Annotated in this window: 23 protein-coding genes and 2 pseudogenes; 11 read left to right on the plus strand and 14 right to left on the minus strand. The window is 66.2% G+C overall.

The window, feature by feature from the left end:
- Positions 1–10 precede the first annotated feature (10 nt).
- The 3 genes from DT603_RS09600 to DT603_RS09610 all read left to right on the plus strand — a co-directional run bounded on the left by DT603_RS09600 (position 11) and on the right by DT603_RS09610 (position 2,366).
- Positions 11–1,108 carry a DNA glycosylase AlkZ-like family protein gene (locus DT603_RS09600; protein ID WP_246191725.1) on the plus strand — a complete coding sequence of 366 codons (1,098 nt, stop codon included), beginning with the start codon at positions 11–13 and terminating at the stop codon, positions 1,106–1,108.
- Positions 1,109–1,231: 123 nt separating this feature from the next.
- On the plus strand, positions 1,232–1,642 hold the full coding sequence (locus DT603_RS09605; RefSeq protein WP_162349692.1) for a VOC family protein: 411 nt from the start codon (positions 1,232–1,234) through the stop codon (positions 1,640–1,642).
- A 145-nt stretch (positions 1,643–1,787) separates the two neighbouring features.
- Positions 1,788–2,366, plus strand: coding sequence for a transposase (locus DT603_RS09610; RefSeq protein WP_162349655.1), 579 nt, complete (start codon positions 1,788–1,790; stop codon positions 2,364–2,366).
- 38 nt (positions 2,367–2,404) lie between these two features.
- On the opposite strand, the gene DT603_RS09615 is transcribed toward DT603_RS09610, so the two are convergent.
- Both DT603_RS09615 and DT603_RS09620 read right to left on the minus strand, forming a co-directional pair.
- Positions 2,405–2,614 carry a hypothetical protein gene (locus tag DT603_RS09615; RefSeq protein WP_162349656.1) on the minus strand — a complete coding sequence of 70 codons (210 nt, stop codon included), beginning with the start codon at positions 2,612–2,614 and terminating at the stop codon, positions 2,405–2,407.
- Positions 2,615–2,730: 116 nt separating this feature from the next.
- Positions 2,731–3,912, minus strand: coding sequence for a GGDEF domain-containing protein (locus DT603_RS09620; RefSeq protein WP_162349657.1), 1,182 nt, complete (start codon positions 3,910–3,912; stop codon positions 2,731–2,733).
- Positions 3,913–4,325: 413 nt separating this feature from the next.
- On the opposite strand from DT603_RS09620, the gene DT603_RS09625 reads away from it, so the two are divergent.
- Positions 4,326–4,481 (plus strand): hypothetical protein, encoded by a 156-nt coding sequence (locus tag DT603_RS09625; protein WP_162349658.1) that lies wholly within the window; start codon positions 4,326–4,328, stop codon positions 4,479–4,481.
- A 141-nt stretch (positions 4,482–4,622) separates the two neighbouring features.
- Here the strand turns inward: DT603_RS09625 and DT603_RS09630 are convergent.
- Positions 4,623–4,772: pseudogene (locus DT603_RS09630) on the minus strand (HupB); the annotation flags it as partial.
- A gap of 204 nt (positions 4,773–4,976) precedes the next feature.
- On the opposite strand from DT603_RS09630, the pseudogene DT603_RS09635 reads away from it, so the two are divergent.
- Positions 4,977–6,128 (plus strand): annotated as a pseudogene (locus DT603_RS09635) (DUF3667 domain-containing protein); the annotation flags it as partial.
- A 20-nt stretch (positions 6,129–6,148) separates the two neighbouring features.
- Here the strand turns inward: DT603_RS09635 and DT603_RS09640 are convergent.
- From DT603_RS09640 to DT603_RS09650, 3 genes are all read right to left on the minus strand, one after another.
- Positions 6,149–6,457, minus strand: a complete 309-nt coding sequence (locus DT603_RS09640) for a hypothetical protein (RefSeq protein ID WP_162349660.1) — start codon at positions 6,455–6,457, stop codon at positions 6,149–6,151.
- 59 nt (positions 6,458–6,516) lie between these two features.
- Positions 6,517–6,702, minus strand: a complete 186-nt coding sequence (locus DT603_RS09645) for a hypothetical protein (protein WP_162349661.1) — start codon at positions 6,700–6,702, stop codon at positions 6,517–6,519.
- Between the two features lie 74 nt (positions 6,703–6,776).
- On the minus strand, positions 6,777–6,971 hold the full coding sequence (locus tag DT603_RS09650; protein ID WP_162349662.1) for a DUF3606 domain-containing protein: 195 nt from the start codon (positions 6,969–6,971) through the stop codon (positions 6,777–6,779).
- 178 nt (positions 6,972–7,149) lie between these two features.
- Between DT603_RS09650 and DT603_RS09655 the strand changes: the two genes are divergently transcribed.
- Positions 7,150–7,326, plus strand: a complete 177-nt coding sequence (locus DT603_RS09655) for a hypothetical protein (protein WP_162349663.1) — start codon at positions 7,150–7,152, stop codon at positions 7,324–7,326.
- 98 nt (positions 7,327–7,424) lie between these two features.
- On the opposite strand, the gene DT603_RS09660 is transcribed toward DT603_RS09655, so the two are convergent.
- Positions 7,425–7,907, minus strand: a complete 483-nt coding sequence (locus DT603_RS09660) for a pyridoxamine 5'-phosphate oxidase family protein (RefSeq protein WP_162349664.1) — start codon at positions 7,905–7,907, stop codon at positions 7,425–7,427.
- A gap of 338 nt (positions 7,908–8,245) precedes the next feature.
- Here DT603_RS09660 and DT603_RS09665 point away from each other — a divergent pair, with 338 nt between their 5' ends.
- Both DT603_RS09665 and DT603_RS09670 read left to right on the plus strand, forming a co-directional pair.
- A complete protein-coding gene (locus tag DT603_RS09665) occupies positions 8,246–8,635 on the plus strand; it encodes a BlaI/MecI/CopY family transcriptional regulator (protein ID WP_162349665.1) in 390 nt (129 codons plus the stop codon).
- A 3-nt stretch (positions 8,636–8,638) separates the two neighbouring features.
- Positions 8,639–10,513 carry a M56 family metallopeptidase gene (locus DT603_RS09670; protein ID WP_162349666.1) on the plus strand — a complete coding sequence of 625 codons (1,875 nt, stop codon included), beginning with the start codon at positions 8,639–8,641 and terminating at the stop codon, positions 10,511–10,513.
- A gap of 75 nt (positions 10,514–10,588) precedes the next feature.
- Here the strand turns inward: DT603_RS09670 and DT603_RS09675 are convergent, their stop codons facing one another.
- The 3 genes from DT603_RS09675 to DT603_RS09685 all read right to left on the minus strand — a co-directional run bounded on the left by DT603_RS09675 (position 10,589) and on the right by DT603_RS09685 (position 14,401).
- Positions 10,589–11,287 (minus strand): glycosyltransferase, encoded by a 699-nt coding sequence (locus tag DT603_RS09675; RefSeq protein ID WP_162349667.1) that lies wholly within the window; start codon positions 11,285–11,287, stop codon positions 10,589–10,591.
- Between the two features lie 136 nt (positions 11,288–11,423).
- Positions 11,424–11,750: a hypothetical protein gene (locus tag DT603_RS09680; RefSeq protein ID WP_162349668.1), complete on the minus strand. Its 327-nt coding sequence runs from the start codon at positions 11,748–11,750 to the stop codon at positions 11,424–11,426.
- A gap of 149 nt (positions 11,751–11,899) precedes the next feature.
- Positions 11,900–14,401: a PAS domain-containing protein gene (locus tag DT603_RS09685; protein ID WP_162349669.1), complete on the minus strand. Its 2,502-nt coding sequence runs from the start codon at positions 14,399–14,401 to the stop codon at positions 11,900–11,902.
- A gap of 255 nt (positions 14,402–14,656) precedes the next feature.
- On the opposite strand from DT603_RS09685, the gene DT603_RS09690 reads away from it, so the two are divergent.
- The 3 genes from DT603_RS09690 to DT603_RS09700 all read left to right on the plus strand — a co-directional run bounded on the left by DT603_RS09690 (position 14,657) and on the right by DT603_RS09700 (position 18,003).
- Positions 14,657–15,166 carry a hemerythrin domain-containing protein gene (locus DT603_RS09690; RefSeq protein WP_162349670.1) on the plus strand — a complete coding sequence of 170 codons (510 nt, stop codon included), beginning with the start codon at positions 14,657–14,659 and terminating at the stop codon, positions 15,164–15,166.
- A gap of 127 nt (positions 15,167–15,293) precedes the next feature.
- The gene (locus DT603_RS09695) at positions 15,294–16,538 is read left to right on the plus strand and encodes a putative DNA modification/repair radical SAM protein (protein ID WP_162349671.1); all 1,245 of its coding nucleotides are present in this window, start codon (positions 15,294–15,296) and stop codon (positions 16,536–16,538) included.
- 22 nt (positions 16,539–16,560) lie between these two features.
- A complete protein-coding gene (locus tag DT603_RS09700; protein WP_162349672.1) occupies positions 16,561–18,003 on the plus strand; it encodes a UdgX family uracil-DNA binding protein in 1,443 nt (480 codons plus the stop codon).
- A gap of 88 nt (positions 18,004–18,091) precedes the next feature.
- On the opposite strand, the gene paoC is transcribed toward DT603_RS09700, so the two are convergent.
- From paoC to DT603_RS09720, 4 genes are all read right to left on the minus strand, one after another.
- Positions 18,092–20,293, minus strand: coding sequence for an aldehyde oxidoreductase molybdenum-binding subunit PaoC (gene paoC / locus DT603_RS09705; protein WP_162349673.1), 2,202 nt, complete (start codon positions 20,291–20,293; stop codon positions 18,092–18,094).
- A 4-nt stretch (positions 20,294–20,297) separates the two neighbouring features.
- A complete protein-coding gene (locus DT603_RS09710) occupies positions 20,298–21,248 on the minus strand; it encodes an FAD binding domain-containing protein (protein WP_162349674.1) in 951 nt (316 codons plus the stop codon).
- Positions 21,245–21,874 carry an aldehyde dehydrogenase iron-sulfur subunit PaoA gene (gene paoA / locus DT603_RS09715; RefSeq protein WP_343037744.1) on the minus strand — a complete coding sequence of 210 codons (630 nt, stop codon included), beginning with the start codon at positions 21,872–21,874 and terminating at the stop codon, positions 21,245–21,247. The genes DT603_RS09710 and paoA overlap by 4 nt, the downstream gene beginning before the upstream one ends.
- Positions 21,875–22,032: 158 nt before the next feature.
- Positions 22,033–22,488, minus strand: a complete 456-nt coding sequence (locus DT603_RS09720; RefSeq protein WP_162349675.1) for an EF-hand domain-containing protein — start codon at positions 22,486–22,488, stop codon at positions 22,033–22,035.
- Between the last annotated feature and the right edge of the window lie 396 nt (positions 22,489–22,884).

Consider the following 22,884-nt stretch of genomic DNA (forward strand, 5'->3'; position numbering starts at 1 on the left):
TGCTGGCATCATGACCGGCATGCCGCTGACCCTGGACCACCTGCGCCGCTACGCGATCGCACGTTCGCTGTTCAAGCCGACCACGCTGATGCGGGCCATCCACAAGCTCGGCTTCGTGCAGGCCGACCCGATCCGTGCGCCGGCGCGCGCGCAGGACCTGACCCTGCGCCACCGCGTCATCGACTATCGCGCCGGTGAGCTGGAGCGCCGCTATCCGCGGCTGGCGCTGGAGGAAGACTTCTTCGTCAACTACGGCTTCCTGCCACGCGCCCACCACGCCTTGATGCATCCGCGCAGCGCACGCCAGGCGTGGACGCCGACGCGCTGGAAGCAGGCCCAGGCCGTACGCGAGTTCATCGCCGAGCGCGGCGTGGTGCATCCGCGCGAGGTCGATGCGCACTTCGCCCATGGCAAGACCACCAACTGGTTTGGAGGCTCCTCCAATGCCAGTACCCAGTTGCTGGACGGCATGCATTACCGCGGCCTGCTGCGCGTGGCCGGGCGCGCCAGCGGCACCCGTACCTATGCCGTGCGCGAGGAGGATGTGCCGGTCGACGCGCCCGGCATAGATGCGCGCCTGGACGCATTGATCGACGTGATCGTGCACAAGTACGCGCCGCTGCCCGATGCCAGCCTGGGCCAGCTGGTGGGCTACCTGGCTCGCGGCGTGCCGCAGTGGGAGGCCGCGCGCAAACCGGCACTGCAACGCGCGCGGCAACGCCTGCAACGCGCTCGTGTGGAAGGGATCGACTGGCTGTGGCCGCCGGACGAGCGTGCCGACAGCCGTCGCTGGAAACCGGACGACCAGGTGCGCCTGCTCACCCCGTTTGACCCGGTGGTCTGGGATCGCCGGCGCTTCGAGCTGTTCTGGGGCTGGGCGTACCGCTTCGAGGCCTACACGCCCGCGCCCAAGCGCAGGCTCGGCTATTACGCGCTGCCGTTGCTGTGGCGGGAGCGGGTGGTGGGCTGGGGCAACCTGGCGGTCGTGGACGGTGCCTTGGCGGCCCAATTGCAGTACGTGGCAGGTGCGGCGCCCCAGGAAGCCGCGTTCCTCGAGGGACTTGATGCCGAGTTGGCACGCATGCGCGTATTCCTCGCGGTTGATTGAAGGCGGCAGTTCGCCCGTTGGGGCATTGCCGCATGCCTGTCGAATCCGGCCATGCCCGTTCGTCCGCATGGCAAGGAGCGCGGTTGGCGCGCGTCCTGCGCCAACCGACAGGAGAATGAAACCATGCGCCTGATTCCCTACCTGAGCTTCGATGGCCAGTGCCGCGAAGCCTTTGATTTCTACGCCGCCGCCCTCGGTGGCAAGCTGCTGGGACCGATGACCTATGGCGAGTCCCCCATGCGCGACGAGATGCCGGCCGAGTCGCGCGACCGGGTCATGCACGTGCAGCTGGATGCCGACGGCGCCACCCTGATGGGAGCGGATGGACCACCGCCACATGACGGACGCGGCAACACCTGCATCAATGTCGATGTGCAGACGATCGCGGAAGCCGAGCGAATTTTCGCCGCGCTGGCCGAAGGCGGGCAGGTGCAGATGCCCCTCGCGGAAACCTTCTGGGCCCACCGCTGGGGCGCGCTGGCCGATCGCTACGGCAAGCCATGGATGGTCAACTGCATGAAGCCCATGCCCTAGCGCCGGCGGGCCCGGACGGGCGGGCGCGTTGTCGCCCGGGTAAATCACATGTTGCGAACGCGCGTGGACGGCCTCGACGGAGTGAGTTGCAGCCGCTCCGCGTGCCTGTCGGGCACGTTTCTTGCGTCTTTCCCGGCACATATCCATGCCGGAGGCGCATATGGTCAAGCAGGTCAGGGAAGGACAGGCCGGCGACGGAGGGAATCGGCTGCTTCGGCATCCCGAGGATCCCACCGAAGGCTGGCTGGCCGACGCCCAGTGGCGCTACCTGGCCTCGCGCCTGCCGGGCAAGCTGGCCTATAACGCGGTCGAGGGACTGGGCACCCGCAGGTTCGTCGAGGCGGTGCTGTGGCTGGCCGTCACCGATTCAACCTGGCCGGAACTGCCGCGGTCCTACGGGAACTTCCATGCCGCATACCAGCGCTTCGTGCGCTGGGCGCGGCTGGACATCTGGGACTACGTGAGTACCTGCCTGGCCGGCGATGCGCGCCTGCCGGCGCTGCAGCGCATGGTCCGCCTGCACAACGACGTCAGGCGCAGGCGCAGCCGTACCGCTGCGAAAGCAGCGGAGCAGGCGGACACCGCGCAAGTGCAGCGCCCCGCCTCGTTGGCCGAGCGCGTGCTGCAACTGGAAGCACGCGTGCAGCGTGCCGAACGGCTGCTGGAGGCGTTGTTCGCTTCTCCGGCGCTGACCGGCACTTCGATTGCGGAAAGCAGGGACTAGCCGCCCCGGACGGTGATAGGCGCGGCCGCTGTGCCGGATCAGCGCGACTCGTCGTAGTAGTCGCCACCGATGATCGTGCAGATCTGCGCCTGGGTGAATCCGTGGAAGCGACGGCCGCCAGCGGTGTGGCGTTGCGCGAACAGCTTGCCGCTGGCGGGCGTGCGCTCGCGCTTTTCCTGCAGCAACCAGCGGGCGTAGTCATTGCTCAGGTTGCGTGAGCGGATGGGATCAATCTTGGGCTTGGGCATGGCGGGATTCTGCCTCAATCGGATGGCGAATTCACGCCACGCCGTTTTGCAAACCGGGCCGGCGACTTCGGAAACAATTCCCGTGCAGCCCTGCGCCGCTACCCGAAAAACCGCTGCTACGTCGCGACGGCTGCAGCCCCGCCAGTGTCCGCCGGGATGCTTGCCCCCATGGCTGCCAGCACCGCGCCGGCAGGTTGCTCGATGCAGACGCGGTTGCGTCCCTCGGCCTTGGCGCGATACACGGCGTTGTCGGCCGCGTGGTACAGCGCATCATCATCCTGGTGCAGGCTCGCATCGAAAACGGCCACGCCTACGCTGGCCGTCATCGACAGGACCGTGCCGCCTTCCAGGGCTATGGGCTGCTCGAAGAGTTCAGTCCGGAACTTCTCCGCGCGATGCATTGCCCCGGCCAGGTCCTGTCCTTCCAGCACCACGCCGAATTCTTCGCCGCCCACCCGCGCGGCCAGGTCGTCGTCACCGTCGAAGCTGGCGAGCAGGCGCGCGGCAATGGCCTGCAGGCAGGCGTCGCCGATGGCGTGGCCATAGGTGTCGTTGACGTGCTTGAAATGATCGATATCCAGCAACAGCAAGGTCAGCGGCCTGTCGTTGCGCCGCGCCTTGGCGGTGGCAGCCGACAGCACGTCGGCAAACTCGCGCCGGTTGGCCAGTTCAGTGAGTGGGTCGATGCGGCTCTGGCGCGAATACAGGTCGCGCTGGCCGCGCAATTCCTGGTCCAGGTCCAGCCGCTGGCGATATTCGGCATGGCTGCGCAGCAGGGCGATGAAGACATAGCCCAGGTAGATCGCCATCATCAACGCGGTGGCGTGGTCCGGCCGGTTTTTCCAGAGCAGAAACAGGCCCGGCAGGTACAGAGCGCCGATGCATACCAGCGCAAAGCCGCGGCGCATGCTGAAGGAATGTGCCAGCGCGGTCGCCAGTCCCAGCGTGCACAGCATCGCAGCGGTGCGGGAAGGGCCGAACCCGGGATCCAGCAGGGCCCAGCAGAACAGCCCGCCCCACAGGCTCGTGGTCAGTACTACGACGCCCCAGTGCAGCCGCAACCAGTGGGCGATGGCGGCCCCGTCCTCTTCGCCAATGGGGCGGTGCATGAAGCGCCAGGCGGCCAGGCAGCTGAAGGCGACCAGCAGGCCCCAGCCCGCCAGGGGCGAACGCGCAAACGCACCGCCATACAGGCCTACGATCAGCCACGCGGCGGCGTAGAACGGCCCGCCCGTCAACGCGCGCTGATAGGTGTCTTCCATTTCCTGGGCAAGTCGGCGGGTCTTTACCAGATTCATGGGAGTGCGGTTGCCCAATGGAGCGGCGTGCCTGTGAGTTCTCGTAACACTAGGGCTTGCAACTTGGGTGCCACTCCTAAGTGATTGACCGTATTGGAATTGCTTCGCAAATAAACCTCGATTCGGCAGGTAAGCGTCACTTTATGACGTGAACCGAGGCCGCCGCAGGTGTGCGCTGGGCCATGCCCGGTTGGCACCGCCAAGCCGCCTTGCCGCCGCAGGAGAATACGGCCGGGAAGCGTTGCTGGGACTGGAAGTGCGCTGGGGGCGGCTGCGTGGGTGCCTTGCGACCATGCTGCACCAACCACGAATGCCGTTGGACCGGCATGCACCGTCACCGCCATTCTGGCCCCGCGTCACCTCGTTTGAACCCGCGGCATGGAACGCTCGCCTGACTCAAACCGGAGAGCGACATGGCCGATACCACACCCAAGCAGAAGCCCGGACCCAACAGCGGTTATCGCGAGCAGCAGGATCCGCGCGGCCAGCCAGGCCAGCACCAGAAGCAGGATGGCAAGCAACTGCCCGAAGACACTGACGCGGACAAGCCCAAGCCCAGGGAGCCTTGAGACACAGTCGCGAGGTGTTCGGATTCAACCCTGGCCTGTTCAACCCCGGCGTGCGGACTTTCGGGGTGCGGTCGTATTTTTCTTCGTGGCGCCGGTCAAGCGCTTGTTCGTGGTTCTGACGGCAGTGGACTTGCGCGCGCCCCGGGCACCGCCATCCTGCTTGTTGACCGTTGCCCAGGCGATGCGTTCGGCGGCTTGTTCCGAGCGTCCCTGCTTGCGCTCGCTTTCCTCGATGTGTTCTGCCTGGCGCTTCTGTTTGTCTGAATAGGACCACTTGTCTCCACGTGGCATGACCGTGCTCCCGTTGAAAGGGGAGCAAATCCTAGGCACACGAAAGTAATGTGCGGATGAAGCCAGGGTAATGTCCGGATAACGCGCGGGCGACAGTCCGGCGATCATGCCGGCGCCCGTGCGCGGGTTAGGCCGGGCTGGCGCTGGCTTGGCGCTGGCCGTTATCGTAGCGGCCGCATCTGGCCCCAATGGAGCCGCTCCATGAACCACCCCGCCGCGCCTCCCGCGCATGCAGTTTGCGAGAACTGCAGTGCCTTGCTGCAGGGTGAGTTCTGCCACCAGTGCGGGCAGTCCATCCACAACCCGGTGCGCCACGCCGGCCACGCGATCGAAGAAGTGTTCGAATCGTTCTGGCACCTGGACGGTCGCCTTTGGCGAACCCTTCGGGATTTGCTGGTGCCGGGTCGTACTGCCCTCGAATACCTGGCCGGCCATCGCCAGCGTTACATGCCTCCACTGCGGCTGTTCGTGGTCATGAGCCTGCTCGCATTCTTCGTGGGCCGGCTGGCCATCCATTTGGACGAGGCCCCGATCCCGGACCTGGATGTCAGCAGCATCACCGGCAGCCAGTCCGTCGGCGAGGTGGAGCGCAATCGCGACCGGCTGCTGGACGAACTCGAAGCAGGGCGCAGAAAGAACGGCAAGGTCACCCCCGGAGTGGATCCGGCGCTCATTCGCAAACAGGTGAAGATCCGGGCCGAAGCGGCCAATCGCGTGGACCAGCTCAGGGCGGGCAAGGCGTCGGCAACCGCCGCGCCTCGTCCGGGTTCCGTAGGCACGCCGCCCAGCGTCGAGCTGCTGTCGATGGACAACCAGGCCTTCGATCCCGAGAAGAACCCGGTCAGGATCGGCTGGCTGCCCGACTTCGCCAACCGCTGGTTGACCCGTCAGGCAGTGCACATAAACGAAAACGCCACGCGCATGGAGGATCGACCGGATCGGTGGTTCCAGGCCTTCATGACGTCGTTGCCGTCGGCCTTGTTCGTACTGGTGCCGGTGTTCGCATTGATGCTGAAAATCGCCTACCTGTTCAAGCGCAGGCTGTACATGGAGCATCTGGTGGTCGCGCTGTACAGCCACGTATTTCTGCTCGTGGCGCTGACCCTGGTGTTCCTGCTGATGGCGCTTCGTGGCTGGGCAGGATCCTATGCGCCCTGGCTGTCCTGGGTGTCCACCATCGCCATGGTCGCAGTGCTGACGTGGATGCCGCTTTACCTGCTGCTGATGCAGAAGCGCGTTTACGCGCAGGGATGGCCGCTGACCGTATTCAAGTACTCGGTGATCGGCTATCTGTACCTGATGTTGCTGGCTGCCATGGCCGGACTGATGTTCGTGGTGACCCTGGCCAAGGGTTGAGACCCCTTTCGCATCGGGTGTTACGTCGCGCGCATGCGGCCCCAGGCATGGCGCACGATCTGGTCGGCCCATCGCCATTCCAGTTGCTGGTGCCTCGGGATCTGCAGCGCGTAGCGCGTGCGCAGGCTGGGCAGCACTTCGGCCAGCGGCTGGCGGTGGAACAGCAGGTAGCAGTCATAGCCGAACTTGATGGTGGGCACGAAGTCCGCGAACGGCAGCGAGGCATCACGGAATTCGGTATCCGGGAATACTCTCTGCCAGTATTCAAGCTCCGCCTCGATGTCCAGCAGCACGCCTTGCCCAGGCGCGATTTTCCTTGCGATGTCCATTGTTCCCCCACGGTTTTTTTGAGGTTCGACCTCGAGCTGATGCGACCGCCGCTATTGCCTCAGTCGACCGGCTTCGGCGCCGGCTTGTTGTCCACGTCCACGCACTCGACCATGGCGCTGAGACGGTCGCGTACGTGCAACCAGTCGGCCTTGGAGTGCGCATTGCTTCCTATCGATGCGGCTTCGCCTGCGAACCAGGTCCAGAAACCGGGTGGCGCGTCCTGCGCTTTGAGCATCCGGGGCAAGTGGCGTTCCAGCTCATCAACCATTGCATCAAGACTCGTCCTGTCCACATTTTTCCTTGCGAGACGCACGGCGTTCACGCGATCAGCAGGCCCTGGTACTTGAGCCATCCTTCGACGCGGAAACGCGAATCCCCAACCGCATTGACCGCCCTCAGCAGCTGGTTCTCGGACACGCCGTAATGCTGTGCCCAGCTACGCAATTCCCGTTTGTCGGTAAGGATGATCTGACCGGGTAGCGACTGGGTCGGAAGTACGGCTTGGGTAAACATCGCGGTGGCCTCCTTGAGAATCACTGCAGCCAGTGTCGGTGCGCGTCGATCAAATCGGCGTGAAGGGTTGTCTTCCGGCATATACACCTTTATGAATCGCGCCTCTTTTCGTTGACGCCCCCTTGACGCGGGCGCGAGGAAGCTTGTCGACGACGAAGTACGGCGAGCGCGAGGCATCATGAAACTACTGTCTGCCAGCTTTTTTCTAGCCATGGGCCTGGGCATCGGCACCCTGATCTCGGCGGTGAATGCCGGTGCGGCCAGCGGCCCTCGCGTCGCGCCTGCGCAGGCGGCCGCTTATGCGCATGCGACTGAAAACCAAGCGCGCCCGGACGTGGACGACATCGCACGCTAGTCTTAAGCGCACGCTAGTCTTTCGGAAGCGCCGAGAATCAAGAAGGCCCCGCAAGCGGGGCCTTTTTTGTGCTCAATGGCGTGTGCGAAATTTGCGCGTCAGTGTAGGTCCACGTCCGCCACCTGATCCTTGTAGTCCTTTTTCGGATCCACGCCCAGCAGCATCTTCACTCCGGCAAGCAGGCTCGATGCGTTGAGCCAGATCTCGGCATGTTCTGCATCCAGACGCAACAGCGCCAACTTGGGATCGTCCTTGCCTTCGTACCAGGCGGCCACGAAGGGATTCCACAACCGGTCCACGACCGCGCGATCGGTATCGAGCACCAAGTTGCCCTTGATGCTGGCGAAGAGTTCGTGGTCCTTGGAGCTGAAGGCCGCGATGGCGCGATGCCCCTGGCCGAGGTGCTTGACCAGTGCGTTGTCCTTCGCGGTGAAGAACCAGATAGGGCTGCGGTCGTTCTCGGCCTGGGCTGTCATCGGGCGCGAATGCCCATCTTCCACGCCATCGAGCCCCAGCATCAGGGTGCGGTCGGACTTGAGGGCCTTCCAGAATTTCTGTTCGAGTTCCTGCGGGGTGGGCATGGTTCGGTTTCCTCGGATGGTCCACGAATGGGCGGACGTTCGTGCGGAGTATTTGTTCGTTGCCATGGCGCTGTCGTGAAATAACCGCCCGCCCTGCTGCACTGGCCGATAACAAGGTCGTATCCGGCGGGTGCGATGCGACCCGTCAAAATCGTTGCCTGCATTGGATGACGGCAGGTACCCGAACGATCAGTGCTCGCACGGCCTTTCCATGCCGTGGAATAACCCCGGGGGCCAGGTGAGCTCCGAGCGTGGGCCCGCGGCATGACTGCCGCCCTATTGACTACAGCTGTAGTCATGTGCATGCTGACTACAAATGTAGACAGGAGGCGCGAGACATGGGTCGCAAGAGCATCGGAGATCAGGAACTGGCCCTGCTGCAGTACATCGCCGAACAGGGCGACGCGTCCGCGGGCGAGGTCGCGGCCGTTTTCGGCGAATCGCGTGGCTTGGCGCGTTCAACCGTGCTGACCATGATGGAGCGGCTGCGCGCCAAGGCATACCTGAAACGCAGGCAGGTCGATGGCGGGGTATTCCGCTATTCGACCACTACCCAGCAGGACGACGTGGTACGCAATGCGGTGGGCAGTTTCGTGGAGAAGACATTGCAGGGCTCGGTCTCGCCGTTCGTGGCGTGGATGTCGCAGCGCACCGAGGTGAGTGACGACGAGCTGGCGGAGCTAGAGAGCCTGGTGGCCACGCTGCAGTCCAAGCGCAAGGAGAGCTGAGGCATGGCACTCGAATTCATCGCATCGACGTTGTTGCCACGGCTGCTGGCCGCCAGCGTGCAGGCCGTGCCCGTGGTGCTCGCGGTCATGTTGTTGTGCCGCCTGGTACCGCGTCTGGCCCCTGCCGTGCGCACGATGCTGTGGTGGCTGGTCGCGCTGCAACTGGTCATGGGCGTGGCGTGGTCCAGCCCCCTTGCGCTGCCACTGTTGCCGGCCGCCGTCGTAACCCCTGTCGCTGCTTCGGATGCCACCGTGCCGTCGGCCATAGCCTTGTTGCCGGACGCACAGGACAGCACTTTGTTGGCGAAGTCGGCGAGCATGCCAGCGCTGGCTGGCACCGGCTCATGGCTATCGGCATGGGGTGGAGCCGACATGCTGGCGCTGGCCTGGCTGCTGGGAGTGGGCTTCATGCTCGCGCGCAGTCTTGCGGGCTTGCTGGCGACGCGCCGGCTATTGCGCGAATCGCTGGCTTGCACCGATCGATCGCTGCTGCATGCGCTGCAACTGGCCGCCGAAGCACACGGCTTGCGCCACACACCGCAACTGCGCCTGTCCATGGCCATTGATTCGCCACAACTCATCGGTCCATGGCAGCCGGTGCTGCTGTTGCCGGCCGACCACCTGCAGCTGATGCACGCCGACGAACTGGAGATGGCGCTGACCCACGAACTGGTCCACCTGCAACGCGGTGACCTGCGGTGGGGCCTGTTGCCTGCTGCCGCGCAACACCTGTTCTTCTTCCATCCGCTCGCCCACCTGGCTGCACGCGAATACGCACTGGCGCGCGAAGCGGCCTGTGATGCCGCGGTCATCGCCGGCAGCCGCCATTGCGCCCATGACTACGGGCGACTGCTGGTCAGGCTGGGTGTCGCCCCCCGTCCCAGCGCCGGCCTGGCCAGTGCCTCGCCCAGCTTCCGCATCCTCAAGAGGAGACTAGTCATGTTGCAGCACACAGCTTCCACCCCGCGCATCGTCGCCGTTGCCATCGTCGGCCTGGTTGCCTTGCTCGGCGTCATGCCTTATCGCATCACCGCGGCTCCGGCCAACGTCATGGCGGTCAGCCTGGCGCCCGCCGCGGCTTCCACACCCAGCCCGCCTGCACCGGCCACCGCGCCCGCGGCGCCTGCAGTCAGCCTGCCGGCGGCAGGCGCAGGACCGCTGCCGGCTCCGCCCGCTCCGCCGCATCCGCCAGCGCCGGCCGGGCGCAATGCTCCGCGCGCGCCCGCTCCACCGCCGCCCGTCGCACACCCGGCGCTGCCGGCTTTGCCCGCGCCACCTGCGCCGCCCACGCCGCCTGCAGCGCTGGTCACCCAGGGCACCCTGCATATGCATGCCAGCGGCAACCAGGCGTACGTGCTGCTGCAGGGCGGGCATAGCGTCATGGACGCGTCGAAGGAGGAGTTGCGCCGCGTCCAGCGCATGCACGCCGACGGCAAGGATCTGTTGTGGTTCCGCAAGGGCAGCTCCGAATACGTGGTGCGTGATCCGGCGCTGCTGGCGCGGCTCCGCGACAGCTACGCGGAGGTGACGCGCGTGGGCAGGCAGCAAGGTGCGATTGGCGCGAAGCAGGGTGAAATCGGCCAGAAGCAGGGCGCGATAGGCCAGCGCCAGGCTGCGTTGGGCATGCGCCAGGCCGAGCTTGCCAGCCAGCGCCTGCCGCAGACGCAAGCCGATGCGCGCGCAGCCGAGCTCGACCGGCAGCAAGCCGAACTGGATCGCCAGCAGGCGCAGTTGCAGGCGCCGATGGCTGCGCTGGATCGCCAGCAGGCCGTGCTGGACAAACAGATGCACGCGGCCGACGCGCGCGCCCAGCGTCAAGCCAGGGCGCTGATGGACCAGGCCATAGCCACGGGCGTAGCGCAGCAACTGAAGCAATGATCCGGATTTCCTGACCCAGGCCTGTCATGGGCCGGTCGTGGCGCCGGCAACCGCCGGTTGTGGTCGCGCTCGCGACTAGTCGCGTCGCTTTCCGTACCAGAGGTCCAGGTGCTCGCGCGAGGTCAACATGTGCTGCCTTCGCCAGGCGAAGCGCAGCACCAGTTTCAGGTGCTCCCACGCACTGAATGTGTGCAGCTTGCGTGCGGAGGTATGCACCGGCTCGCGCAGGATGACGAAGCTTCCCTGCTTGGCCAGCGCCCGGCTGAGGGCTACATCTTCAGCTGCATACAGGGTCGTATCGAAGCCGCCGGCGCGCTCGAACGCGGTGCGCGTGCAGAACAGGAAGCAGCCCGGCGCGATGCCGGTCAGGCGAAACACGCACGCAAAGAATGCGGTGGCCAGGCGCACGTGCCAGGCGACCTTGCCCTGCATGCGCACGCGGGCGCCGCCACCGACCGCTCCGCTGCGCAGCGCCTGCAGCGCCGCTGCCAGGACCGCAGCGTCTATCAGCGTGTCGGCATCGACGAATACCAGCCAGTCGCCCGTGCTCGCCTCGGCCCCGGCGTTGCGGGTGGCAGCAATGTGGCGGTGTTCTACTCGCAGCACCTGCGCGCCGGTTGCCTGTGCCACTTCCGCCGTTCCGTCATCGGAGGCATCGTCGACGACCAGCAGTTCGAATGGCTCGGCGAGGACACCAGCGGCCTCGCGCAGTGATTGCAACGTGGCGCCCAGCAGACGGGCCTCGTTGTGGGCCGGGATGATGAAGGAAATCACGTCAACGCCACTCCCGGCGCGCGCGCATGGCCAGCGCCGTGATCAAGCCAATGGCAGCATTCGCTGTCGGCAGCGGTCAGCGAGCCGCGACGGAAGAGTCCAACCCGGAAAGCACAACTGGAAATGCATGGCATGGCTAGACCGGCTGCCTGCTGCCGCAGGCCAGGCATTTGCGGGTGTCCCCATGGGGGCCATGCCGCAACCGCCCCAGCGGTCCGCCGCAACCTGCGCATTTCGGTGCCTGGTCGTGTTGCCACCGCCACAGGCGCAGGGTGGCGAACAGGCCCGCGCCCAGCGCGGCCAGCAGGAATAGGGGTGGCAGCCATTTCGCATACGGCACCAGGGCATGCAGCATGGCCACGCTGGCAAACAGCGAGGTCCACAGCATGCAGGCGATTGCCAGCCCCAATGCAACCAGGGCAGGCAGGTAGGCGCGCAGCAACATCCACGCGTATCGGTTCATCGGCTTGTTCATTGCATCAGCTTACCGGCAGCCTCGCCGCCGGCAAGCTTGCCGACCTGTGACCGGGTCCGGCAGGACCCCGATGCCACGCAAAAAGCGGCTACCCGGGGTGAACCAGGACGTGGTTGAGAGGCGGCGTACAAGCCGCATCAGCTTTGGGTGGCCGGCTTGTCGCCAGCTTGCGTGCGCGCATCCCGCAGCGCCGCTGCCAGTTCCTTCAGCCGGTAGGGCTTGGGCAATACCGGCACGCCCAGCGCTTCGGCCTTGTGCTGCACGGCTTCCACGTGGCCGGTGGTGAGCACTACGGGAAGGTCGGGCCTGCGCTGCCGGATCTCCTGTGACAGGTCGATGCCATCCCGCTGACCGGGCATCATCACGTCGGAGAACACGATGTCAAAGCCTGCAGGAGCCGTGGCGATCAGGTCCAGCGCTGCGTCGGCGTTCGCGACCCGCGTCACCGTGTAGCCCAGCGCTTCCAGCATCTCGCCGGTCAATGCCGCCACTTCATCGTCATCCTCCACCAGCAGCAACGAGCCTGCCCCTGCTTCCTGCAGTGGCAAGGCAGATTCGGCAGCGGGTTCGACCATCAGAGCCGGGCGCTTGTCGGTGCGCGGCAGGTACAGCGAGACGGTCGTGCCGGCGTGCGCCTTGCTTTGGATACGCACCGCCCCGCGGGAGGCCTTGGCAAAACCATGCGCTTGGGCCAGACCCAGCCCCGAACCCTTGCCGATCTCCTTGGTGGTGAAGAACGGTTCGAACACGCGCGCCAGCACTTCGGGCGGCATACCGGTGCCGGTGTCGGTCAGCGACAGCGCCACGTGGTCCCCGAACAGCTCCCCATCGTTCAAGTCCGGCACGTTGCGCGCCTCGATGCGCAGCGTACCGCCGCTGGGCATGGCATCGCGCGCGTTGACCGCCAGGTTCAGCACTACCAGTTCCAGCTGGCCGGGGTCGACCTCGACCGGCCACAGACCCGGTTCCAGGTCCACTTCCACCTGCACGTCGCCGCGCAGGCTGCGGTCCAGCATCTCGCGCATTCCGCCAATGCTTTCGGCCAGGTCCACCACCTCGGGCTGCAACGGCTGCCGGCGCGAGAACGCCAGCAACTGCTTGCTCAGCCCGGCGCCGCGGTCCACGGCCTGGCGCATGCCGGCCAGCACCCGCGCGCGCCGTGATGCAGGCGCCGAATCGATGACCTCCAGCCCGCCGGAGATCACCATCAGCAGATTGTTGAAGTCATGGGCGACGCCGCCGGTCAGCTGGCCCAGCGCCTCGATCTTCTCGGTCTGGCGAACGCGCTCCTCGGCCTCGGCCAGGCGGGCCTGCTCGCGTGTGCGTTCGGACACGTCGTAGACGGTGGCGATGGCGCCGACCTGCTTGCCGGAGCGGTCGCGCAGCGGACAGAAGCGCGCGTCGTAATAGCGCCGTCCCGCGTCGCTGGAATCAAAATTCTCGGACAGGTGGAAGTCTTCGCCGCTTATCGCCCGGTCCAGGTACGCCCGGATCCGCTGCTGCCGCTGCGGGTCGCTGCGCATCATCTCCACCACGTCGTCGCCCACGCTCAAGCGCGTGCCGTACACCTGGTTGAACTCGTTCGCATAGGCCTGGTTCACCGCCAGCACCTTGTAGCGCAGGTCGATCACCAGGATGAAGGCGTCGCCGAACTCCACCACGTCGGCCAGGATGTTGCGTTCGGCGACGGCCGCTTCCACGCGCCGCTCCATCGAGTCGTAGAGTTCGCGCACCGCCTGTGCATCGGAATGGGCGCTGCTGACGTCGAAGCCCTCGATGAAGATGCCGGTCACCTGGCCTTGGGCGTCGGTCATGGGCTGGAAGACGAAATCGACGAAACGTTCTACCGGACGTGCCCCGTTCACGCTGGCCACTTCATAACGCGCGCCCGTGGTGGAATAGGCTTTGCCGCTGCGGTAGACCTCGTCGAGTATGTCGACGTAGCCCTGCTCAAGGGCCTCGGGCAGGGCCTCCAGCAAGGGCTTGCCAAGCAGCTGGCGGTGCCCGATCAGCTCCTCGTACGCGGGATTGGCCATTTCGAACACATGCCGCGGCCCACCCAGCAGGGCCATGAATCCCGGTGCCTGCTCGAACATCTGTTGCAGGCGCTGCCGGCCCAGCTGGTTCTCGCGCTCGGCCAGCACTTGCCGGGTGGTTTCCGAACACAGCACCAGCACCCCGCCCACGCCATGCGCGGCCTCTGGCTCGTCGATGGGGCTGTAGCTGTAGGTCCAGTAGACGTCCTCGCGCACGCCATTGCGGGTAATGGGTACAAGGTGGTTTTCGTGCCAGGTGGAGCCGCGGCCTTCCATCACCAGCGCGATCTGCGGGCCGATGATGTCCCAGATCTCGTCGAAGCACTCGCGCCCGCGCTGGCCCAGCGCAGCAGGATGCCGCTCGGGCCCGAGCGAGCGGCTGTACGCATCGTTGTAAAGCTGGATGTGTTGCGGGCCCCAGAAGATGAAAATCGGATGCTGGGTCGTCAGCATCAGCCGCACTGCGGTCTTGAGCTGGGTCGGCCAGTCCCGGGGCGGACCCAGGGCAGAGGCGGCCCAGTCATGGGCGCGAATGCGCTCGCCCATTTCACCACCACCCTCGAGGAATGCAGGCGTTGGCCTGGGCACGGTGGACACGCTCATTCGCACCTCTCGGACGGGATTCCCCGCCGACCTTATGCCAGAGCCGGTGTAAATGGGTCGTACACGCGCGCATCGATCCGCGCGCAGTGCGGGCAGCGGTGGTCGGCCGGCGATACGCCATGCGTAGAGCATGCGAAACCGCAAGGACTACCCGTGCCGATCGTCAATGAAACATGAAAAGCAGGTCGGCGCCGCGTCACCCGGGCCTAACCGTCGATCGACATCATTGGCGTCCCCAACCAACGGACCCTCGACATGGCACGCGATATCCTCAAGACCCTGAAGAGCGAGCACGACGAACTGCGCAAGCTGTTCAAGGACATGGAAGACACCACCGACCGTGCAAAGAAAACCCGTGCCGAGCTTCTGGCCGAAATCGAGGCCGGCCTGATTCCCCATGCCAAGTGGGAAGAACTGGTGCTGTATCCGGCCTTCAAGGCACGCGCCGACCGTGACGGGCTCAAGACCCATGCCGAGGCGGTGCAGGAACATCGCGCCGTCGAGCTGACCGTGCTGCCGGACCTCAAGACCAAGCCCACCGACTCGGTGGAGTTCGCCGGATCGGCCAAGGTGCTGGGCGAATTCGTCGACCACCATGCGACGGAAGAAGAAAACACCATGTTCAAGATGGCCAGGAAGCTGTTTTCCGCCGACGAGCTGGCCGAATTCGACGCCCAGTACGAGCAATGGAAAGCCACGCCCCAGGCGGCGAAGGAAATGAAGAATGCCCTCAGCCAGCCAAGTCCGGTGGCGGTAGGCGCGTAGAGCGCAACGAGCCCCGGCCCTGCCGGGAGGCCTCCAGAAAACCCCAGGGGAATCCCTGGGGTTTTTTGCTGCAGCTGAGGTTTGCGCTGTCTCACCGAGTGAGACATGTTCTCCCTAAGGTGCTCCGGTGAAGATCCTCGACAAGCTGGCGATCCTGGCCGACGCCGCCAAGTACGACGCGTCCTGCGCCTCCAGCGGCGCCGACAAACGCAACTCGGTCGGCACCGGTGGCATCGGCAGCACCGAAGGCATGGGCATTTGCCATTCGTACACGCCCGACGGCCGCTGCGTCTCCCTGCTGAAGATCCTGCTGACCAACTTCTGCACCTTCGACTGCGCCTATTGCGTCAACCGTGTATCCAGCAACGTGCGCCGCGCACGCTTCACGCCGGAAGAAGTCGTGCAGCTGACCCTGGACTTCTACAAGCGCAACTACATCGAGGGCCTGTTCCTGTCCAGCGGCATCATCCGCGACAGCGACTACACCATGGAGCAGCTGGTGGAAGTGGCGCGCAGCCTGCGCGAGGACCACAAGTTCGCCGGCTACATCCATCTCAAGACGATTCCCGATGCGACACCGGAACTGATGGCCGCCGCCGGCCGGTACGCCGACCGCCTGAGCATCAACGTGGAGCTGCCGACCGAGGGTGGGCTGGCGCAACTGGCGCCGGAGAAAAGCCAGCCACGCATCCGCGCGGCGATGGGAGACCTGCGCTGGCGCATCGAGGAAGGCAAGGAGGCGCGCAAGGAAGCGAAGACCATGCGTGCCAAGCCGCCGAAGTTCGCACCGGCCGGCCAGAGCACGCAGATGATCGTGGGCGCCGACGATGCCGACGACCGCGCCATCCTCGCCACCACCGACAACCTCTACGGCAACTACCGCCTGCGCCGCGTGTACTACTCGGCCTTCAGCCCGATCCCCGATGCGTCGGCCAAGTTGCCGCTGCTGTCGCCGCCGTTGCAGCGCGAGAACCGGCTGTACCAGGCTGACTGGCTGCTGCGTTTCTACGGTTTCGGCGTGGACGAGATCGCGCCGCTGGAAGCGGGCGGCATGCTCGACCTGGACATCGATCCGAAGCTGGCCTGGGCGCTGCGCAACCCGGCCAGCTTCCCGGTCGATATCAACACCGCGCCCAAGGAAATGCTGCTGCGCGTGCCCGGCATGGGCACGCGCAACGTCGGTCGCATCGTCATGTCGCGCCGGCACGCTGCATTGCGGGTGGCCGACCTGCAGCGGTTGCGGGTGCCGATGAAGAAGGTGCTGCCTTTCGTCAGCCTGCTTGACCATCACCCGCGCAAGCGCCTGGACGATCCGGTGCGCCTGCGTGCGCAGTTGGTGCCGCGTCCCCGCCAGGCTGGCCTGTTCGACTGAGCGCAAGGGGATGCAGGGCGACATGCATGCGGTCGATCTCGATCCGCCGTGGGATCCCGACGCCTGGCGTCGCGCGGCACGCCTGGCGCTGCGTGCGGGCGTCCCGCCCGAGGCCCTGACCTGGAACGGCGACACGCAAGGCGGGCTCGGGTTCGGCAGCGACCTTGCGGCCTTGCCGGTGGTGCGCGAGTCGCCAAGGGTGAGCGCCGAATTCCTGTCGCTGGCCAATGCGGTGATCTGCCATCGCGACCCGCAACGGCATGGACTGCTGTACCGCCTGCTCTGGCGCATCGCGGGCGGCGAACAGGCGCTGCTTGAGCGGGCCACCGATGCCGACGTACACCGTGCGCGCGAGCTGGAGAAATCGGTACGCCGCGACAACCACAAGATGAAGGCGTTCGTGCGCTTCCGCGAGGTGCCCGGCGAAGCCAACGCCTTCGTCTCGTGGTTCGAGCCGCAACACTACATCGTGGATCGGGTGGCGCCTTTCTTCGCCCGCCGCTTCGCCGGCATGCGCTGGGCCATCCTCACGCCCTATCGCAGCGCGCACTGGGATGGCCAGGTGCTGCGCCTGGGTCCCGGCGGCACGCGCGCCGATGCGCCGTCGGATGATGCGCAGGAAGAGATGTGGCGCACCTACTACGCCAACATCTTCAATCCGGCGCGCCTGAATCCGCGGATGATGCGGCAGGAGATGCCGCAGAAATACTGGAAGCTGTTGCCGGAAGCGCAGCTGCTGCCCGACCTGATCCGCGACGCCGGCCAGCGCGTGCGCGACATGGCCGAACGCATGCCGGAAGCGCCACGCAGGAGGATTCCCATGCCGCCGCCGTCGTCGCCGGAGCCGATGGACGACAGCCTGGCCGCGTTGAGGGCCGCCGCCAGCCAATGCCGGCGTTGCCCGCTGTGGCAGCCCGCCACGCAGACCGTGTTCGGCGAAGGCCCCGAACATGCACGCGTGATGATCGTAGGCGAGCAGCCGGGTGACGAGGAAGACCTGAGCGGGCGACCGTTCGTGGGGCCGGCAGGCAAGCTGTTCACGCGGGCCATGGGGGCCCTGGGCCTGGACCGCAGCACGTTCTACATCACCAATGCGGTCAAGCATTTCCGTTTCGAGCAGCGCGGCAAGTTCCGCCTGCATCGCAATCCGGAGCTATCGCACGTGCAGGCCTGCCGCACCTGGCTGGAGAGCGAACTGGCCAGCGTGCGTCCCGATATCGTGGTCTGCCTTGGCGCGACTGCGGCGCAGGCGGTATTCGGCAAGGGCTTCCGCCTGATGGAGCAACGCGGCGTCTGGCATACGCTCCCCGACGGCACCCGTGCCTTCGCCACCGTGCACCCTTCGTGGGTATTGCGCCAGAAGGGCGATGCCCAGGGCGTGGGTTACGCCAATTTCCTCGAAGACCTTCGACTGCTCCAGGGATCGGAAACCGGACAGGGTGGTGCGGCCGACTCGCCTGCATGAAGGACGAGCGTGGCGGCCTGTGCGCAGCGCCTGCCAGGCGTGCCTGCCCATGTGCGTGGACCGGGATCCTGATTGATCGCGCGCAGCGTCAGCTTGATTCGGGTAACCCCGCCAGCAGCTTGTCCAGGGTGATCGGATACTCGCGCACGCGCACGCCGGTGGCGTTGTGGATGGCGTTGGCGATCGCCGCGCTGACCCCGCAGATGCCCAGTTCGCCCACGCCCTTGGCCTTCATCGGCGAGGACATCGGGTCGGTCTCGTCCAGGAAGATGACTTCCTGGTGCGGCACGTCGGCGTGCACCGGCACCTCGTAGCCGGCCAGGTCGTGGTTGACGAAGAATCCCAGGCGCTTGTCGATGGCCAGTTCCTCGGTGAGCGCCGCGCCGATGCCCATGGTCATCGCGCCGATCACCTGGCTGCGCGCCGACTTGGGATTGAGGATGCGGCCGGCCGCACACACCGCCAGCATGCGCCGGATCCGTGATTCGCCGGTGTCCCCGTCGACACCGACTTCGACGAAATGCGCGGCGAAGGTGGACTGCTGGAATTTCTTGCCCAGGTCGCCGAACTCCATCGCGTCCTCGGCTACCACGTCACCGGCCTCGGCGGCTTGCGCGAGCGGCACGCTGCGACTGCCGACACTCACACGGCCGTCGGCGAACGCTGCTTCCTGCGCGTTGAAGCCCAGCTTCGCGGCGACCGCTTCCCGCAATTTCATGCAGGCGGCATAGACGCCGGCGGTGGAGCTGTTGGCGCCCCACTGGCCGCCGGAACCGGCCGACACCGGGAAGTCCGAATCACCCAGCCGCACCACCACGCGATCCAGCGGCACCCCCATCATTTCCGCCGCGGTCTGGCCGATGATGGTGTAGCTGCCGGTGCCGATGTCGGTCATGTCGGTTTCCACCGTGACCACGCCGCGCGCATCCAGGCGCACGCGCGCCGCCGACTTCATGGTCAGGTTGTTGCGGAACCCGGCCGCCACGCCCATGCCGACCAGCCAGCGGCCGTCGCGCTGCTTGCCGGGCGTGGCATGGCGACGGTCCCAGCCGAAGCGCCTGGCGCCGGTGCGCAGGCACTCGTTGAGCTGGCGCTGCGAGAACGACCGTTCCGGGTGTTCGGGATCCACCTGGGTGTCGTTGAGGATGCGGAACTCGACCGGATCGAGCCCCAGCTTGGCGGCCATTTCGTCCATGGCGATCTCCAGGGCCATCAGCCCGGGCGCTTCGCCGGGTGCGCGCATGGCATTGCCCTCGGGCAGGTCCAGTACCGCCAGGCGCGTCCTGGTCATGCGATTGGCACCCGCGTACAGCAGCCGGGTCTGTTGCACGGCCACTTCCGGGCCGCCGCCGGGCAGGTCGCCCGACCAGCTTTCGTGGCCCATTGCGGTGATCTTCCCGTCCTTGCCGGCACCGATGCGGATGCGCTGCAGCGTGGCCGGCCGGTGGGTGGTGTTGTTGGCCATCAACGGCCGCTGCAGTGCGACCTTGACCGGCCGCTTGGCTGCGCGCGCGCCGAGCGCCGCCAGCAGCGCGTCGCAGCGCAGGAACAGCTTGCCGCCGAAGCCGCCGCCGATGTACGGCGAGACCAGGCGCACGTCCTCCTTGGGAATGCCGAGCGTTTTCGCGACGTCGCCGCGGCTCCAGTCGATCATCTGGTTGGACGTCCACAGGGTCAGCTTGCCGTCCTTCCAGGCTGCGATCGAGGCATGCGGCTCCATCATCGAATGCGACTGGTCGGGCGTGGCGTAGGTCGCATCCAGCTGCACCGGCGCACCGGCAAACGCGCCGGCGAAGTCGCCCACCGAGGTGTCGGGCGGATTGGGTTCCTCGGGAACGATGGCCGAGTCCTTGCCGTGGGCCAGGTCGAACCTGCCGTTGCCCCGCGTATAGGCAATACGCACCAGCCCTGCGGCCGCGCGCGCCTGCTCGAAGGTATCGGCGACGACAAGCGCCAGGGCCTGGTGGTAGTGCTCGATGTCCGGACCGCCGAGCAGCCTGGCGGTGTTGAACCTGCCCTTGCCCAGTTTGCCGGCGTTGGCGGCGGTCACGATGGCGACCACGCCCGGTGACTTGCGCGCCGCATCCAGTTCCATCGAGGCGACGCGGCCCTTGGCGATGCCGGCGCCGACCACGTAGCCATAGGCAGGGTTGGCAATCTCCTCGTGCCACTCGTAGGCATACGTCGCGGTGCCCGTGGTCTTGAGCGGGCCATCGATGCGATCGACGGGCTTGCCCACGACCTTTAGCTGGTCGATGGGGTTCTTTCCGGCAGGCGTGTCGAACTTCATGGCCTTACTCCTTCGCCTCGACCAGCACGGCGGCCAAGGTGCGCCGGGTCAGCAGCAACTTGAATTCATTCTGCGCGGTGGGCCTGGCACCGGCGAACAGCCGATCTGCGACGGCGCGTGCGCCTTGCTGCAGTTCCGCATCGGCCTCATCGCTGCGCCAGGGCTTGGGCGCGACACCGCCGACCGCGACGCGTCCGCTGCCATCGCGCTGGATCACCGCGCCCACCGACACCAGCGCAAACGCGTAGGACGCACGGTCGCGCACCTTACGGTAGACGTGCGTGCCGCCCAGTGGCTTGGGCAAGGTCACCGCGGTGATCAATTCACCCTTGTCCAGTGCGGTTTCCCGATGCGGCGTAGTGCCGGGCAGGAGATGGAAGTCGGCCATGGGAATGCTGCGCGTGCTGCCGTCGGCGCGCACGGTTTCCACCGTCGCATCCAGTGCGCGCATCGCCACCGCCATGTCGCTGGGATGGCTGGCGATGCAGGCGTCACTGGTGCCGACCACCGCCAGCTGCCGGCTGACCCCGCCCAGTGCGGCACAGCCGCTGCCCGGCAAGCGCTTGTTGCAGGCCTGGTTGGTGTCGTAGAAATAGGGGCAACGCGTGCGTTGCAGCAGATTGCCTGCGGTGGTGGCCTTGTTGCGCAACTGCCCGGACGCGCCCGCCAGCAAGGCGCGCGAAAGCAGCGCATAGTCGCCGCGCACGCGGCTGTCGGCGGCCAGGTCGGTGTTGCGTACCAGCGCGCCGATGCGCAGCCCGCCTGCGGGTGCTTCCTCGATCTTGTCCAGCTCCAGGCCGTTGACATCGATCAGGTGCTGCGGGGTTTCGATTTCCAGCTTCATCAGGTCCAGCAGGTTGGTGCCGCCGGCGATGAACCGTGCGCCGGGCGTGCGCGCCGCGGAAGCGGCGGCGTCGGCGGGCGAGCTCGCGCGCTCGTAGCTGAAGGCCTTCATGCACGCCTCCCGGCCACTTCGGTTATGGCATCGACGATGTTGGAATAAGCGCCGCAGCGGCACAGGTTGCCGCTCATGCGCTCGCGGATCTCCTCGGTGCTGACTTTTGGTTTCGCGGTGAGCTTGTCGCTGACGTGGCTGGGAATGCCGGCCTTGATCTCCTCGAGCACCGCCACGGCAGAGCAGATCTGCCCCGGCGTGCAATAGCCGCACTGGTAACCGTCATGCTTGATGAAGGCCGCCTGCATCGGGTGCAGGTCCTGCGGCGTGCCCAGGCCTTCGATGGTCTGGATGCTCGACCCTTCATGCATCACTGCCAGGGTCAGGCAGGAATTGATGCGACGCCCATCCAGCAGCACCGTGCAGGCGCCGCACTGGCCGTGGTCGCAGCCCTTCTTGGTGCCGGTGAGATGCAGGTGTTCACGCAATGCATCCAATAGCGAAGTGCGCGTGTCGAGCTCCAGCGTCTGCGGCTTGCCGTTGACCTGGAAGGACACCTTGGAGATGACAGGCGCACGCGCCGCACCTCCTTCGGGAGTTGCTGCCATGGCGGGAAGGGTCATGGCGGCGGCCGAAGCGGCGCCGGCCTTCAGCAGTTCCCTGCGGGTAATGGTGAGCGGGTCGATACGGTCCACGGGTAGTGCTCCTGCTTGCGGGTGGGCATGGCCCGGTGGCTGGCGTTGCGGCAAGGACGGCATCGAGCGAAACACGGAATCCGGGCCGATGCTACCTGCGCGACGCGGGTCGTGGACGGACATTGCCCTTGTACCGGTCTGGCAATAGCTCAGGGAACGAGGGCGGGAGGTTGGGCCGCGGTTTCCGCGGCCTTGATCTCTTCCGGGCTGAGGTTGCCGTCGCGAGTGGCATCGACGTCCTTGAACACCGCCTTGGCACCCGCGGCGTGCTCGCTCTGGGACAGTTTCCCGTCGCGGTCCAGGTCCAGCACGGCGATGCGGTCTGCGGACGCTCCCGCGTTGCGCTCGCCCCTGGCTTCGCTGGCGGCGTCGAGTTCATCAGCACTGATGAAGCTGTCCTCATCCGCATCGATGGCCTTGAAAGCGGTTTCGACGCCCGCCTCGTGTTCGTCGGCCGAGAGCGTGCCGTCGGTGTTGGCGTCCATCTGCCGCGCTTGCTGCCGGGGCGTTTCCGCGGCGTGCGCGGCGGCCGTGGCGGCCAGGGCCAAGCACAGGAACGTGGCGGGCCATACCTGCATCGAGCGTTGCGTCTTTGAGCTTGTCATCAGCGTTCTCCTTGGGGGCCGGATCAATGCACGCTAGGCCCGGCGCCGGTAAGGGGCAGTGAAACCGCGGCAGGTAACGTTCGCTGACTCGAATGTTCAGTAAAGTCGACTTCTTCACGGCGGGCAAATCGGGCGAGGGCACTCTGCTCCATGTTGCAGACAACAGGGATGACGATGCCTACCTTCACTGCCTTGCAGGCTTTTGCCGCACCTTGTCTTGAACACTGGAGGAACCCATGAAGTACGTGCTGGTCTTGCTGTTGGGATTGATCCTGGGCGCGTTGGCCTACCGCCAGATCGAGCTCAATCCGACCCGCGTGCCGGTGCCCGGGCCTGCCTCCATGCCGCCCGCCACGGTCGAGCCGGGTATCGCAACGCCCGTGCCCGCCCCCCAGG

This window comes from Pseudoxanthomonas gei (assembly GCF_010119615.1).
Lineage (GTDB): Bacteria > Pseudomonadota > Gammaproteobacteria > Xanthomonadales > Xanthomonadaceae > Pseudoxanthomonas_A > Pseudoxanthomonas_A gei.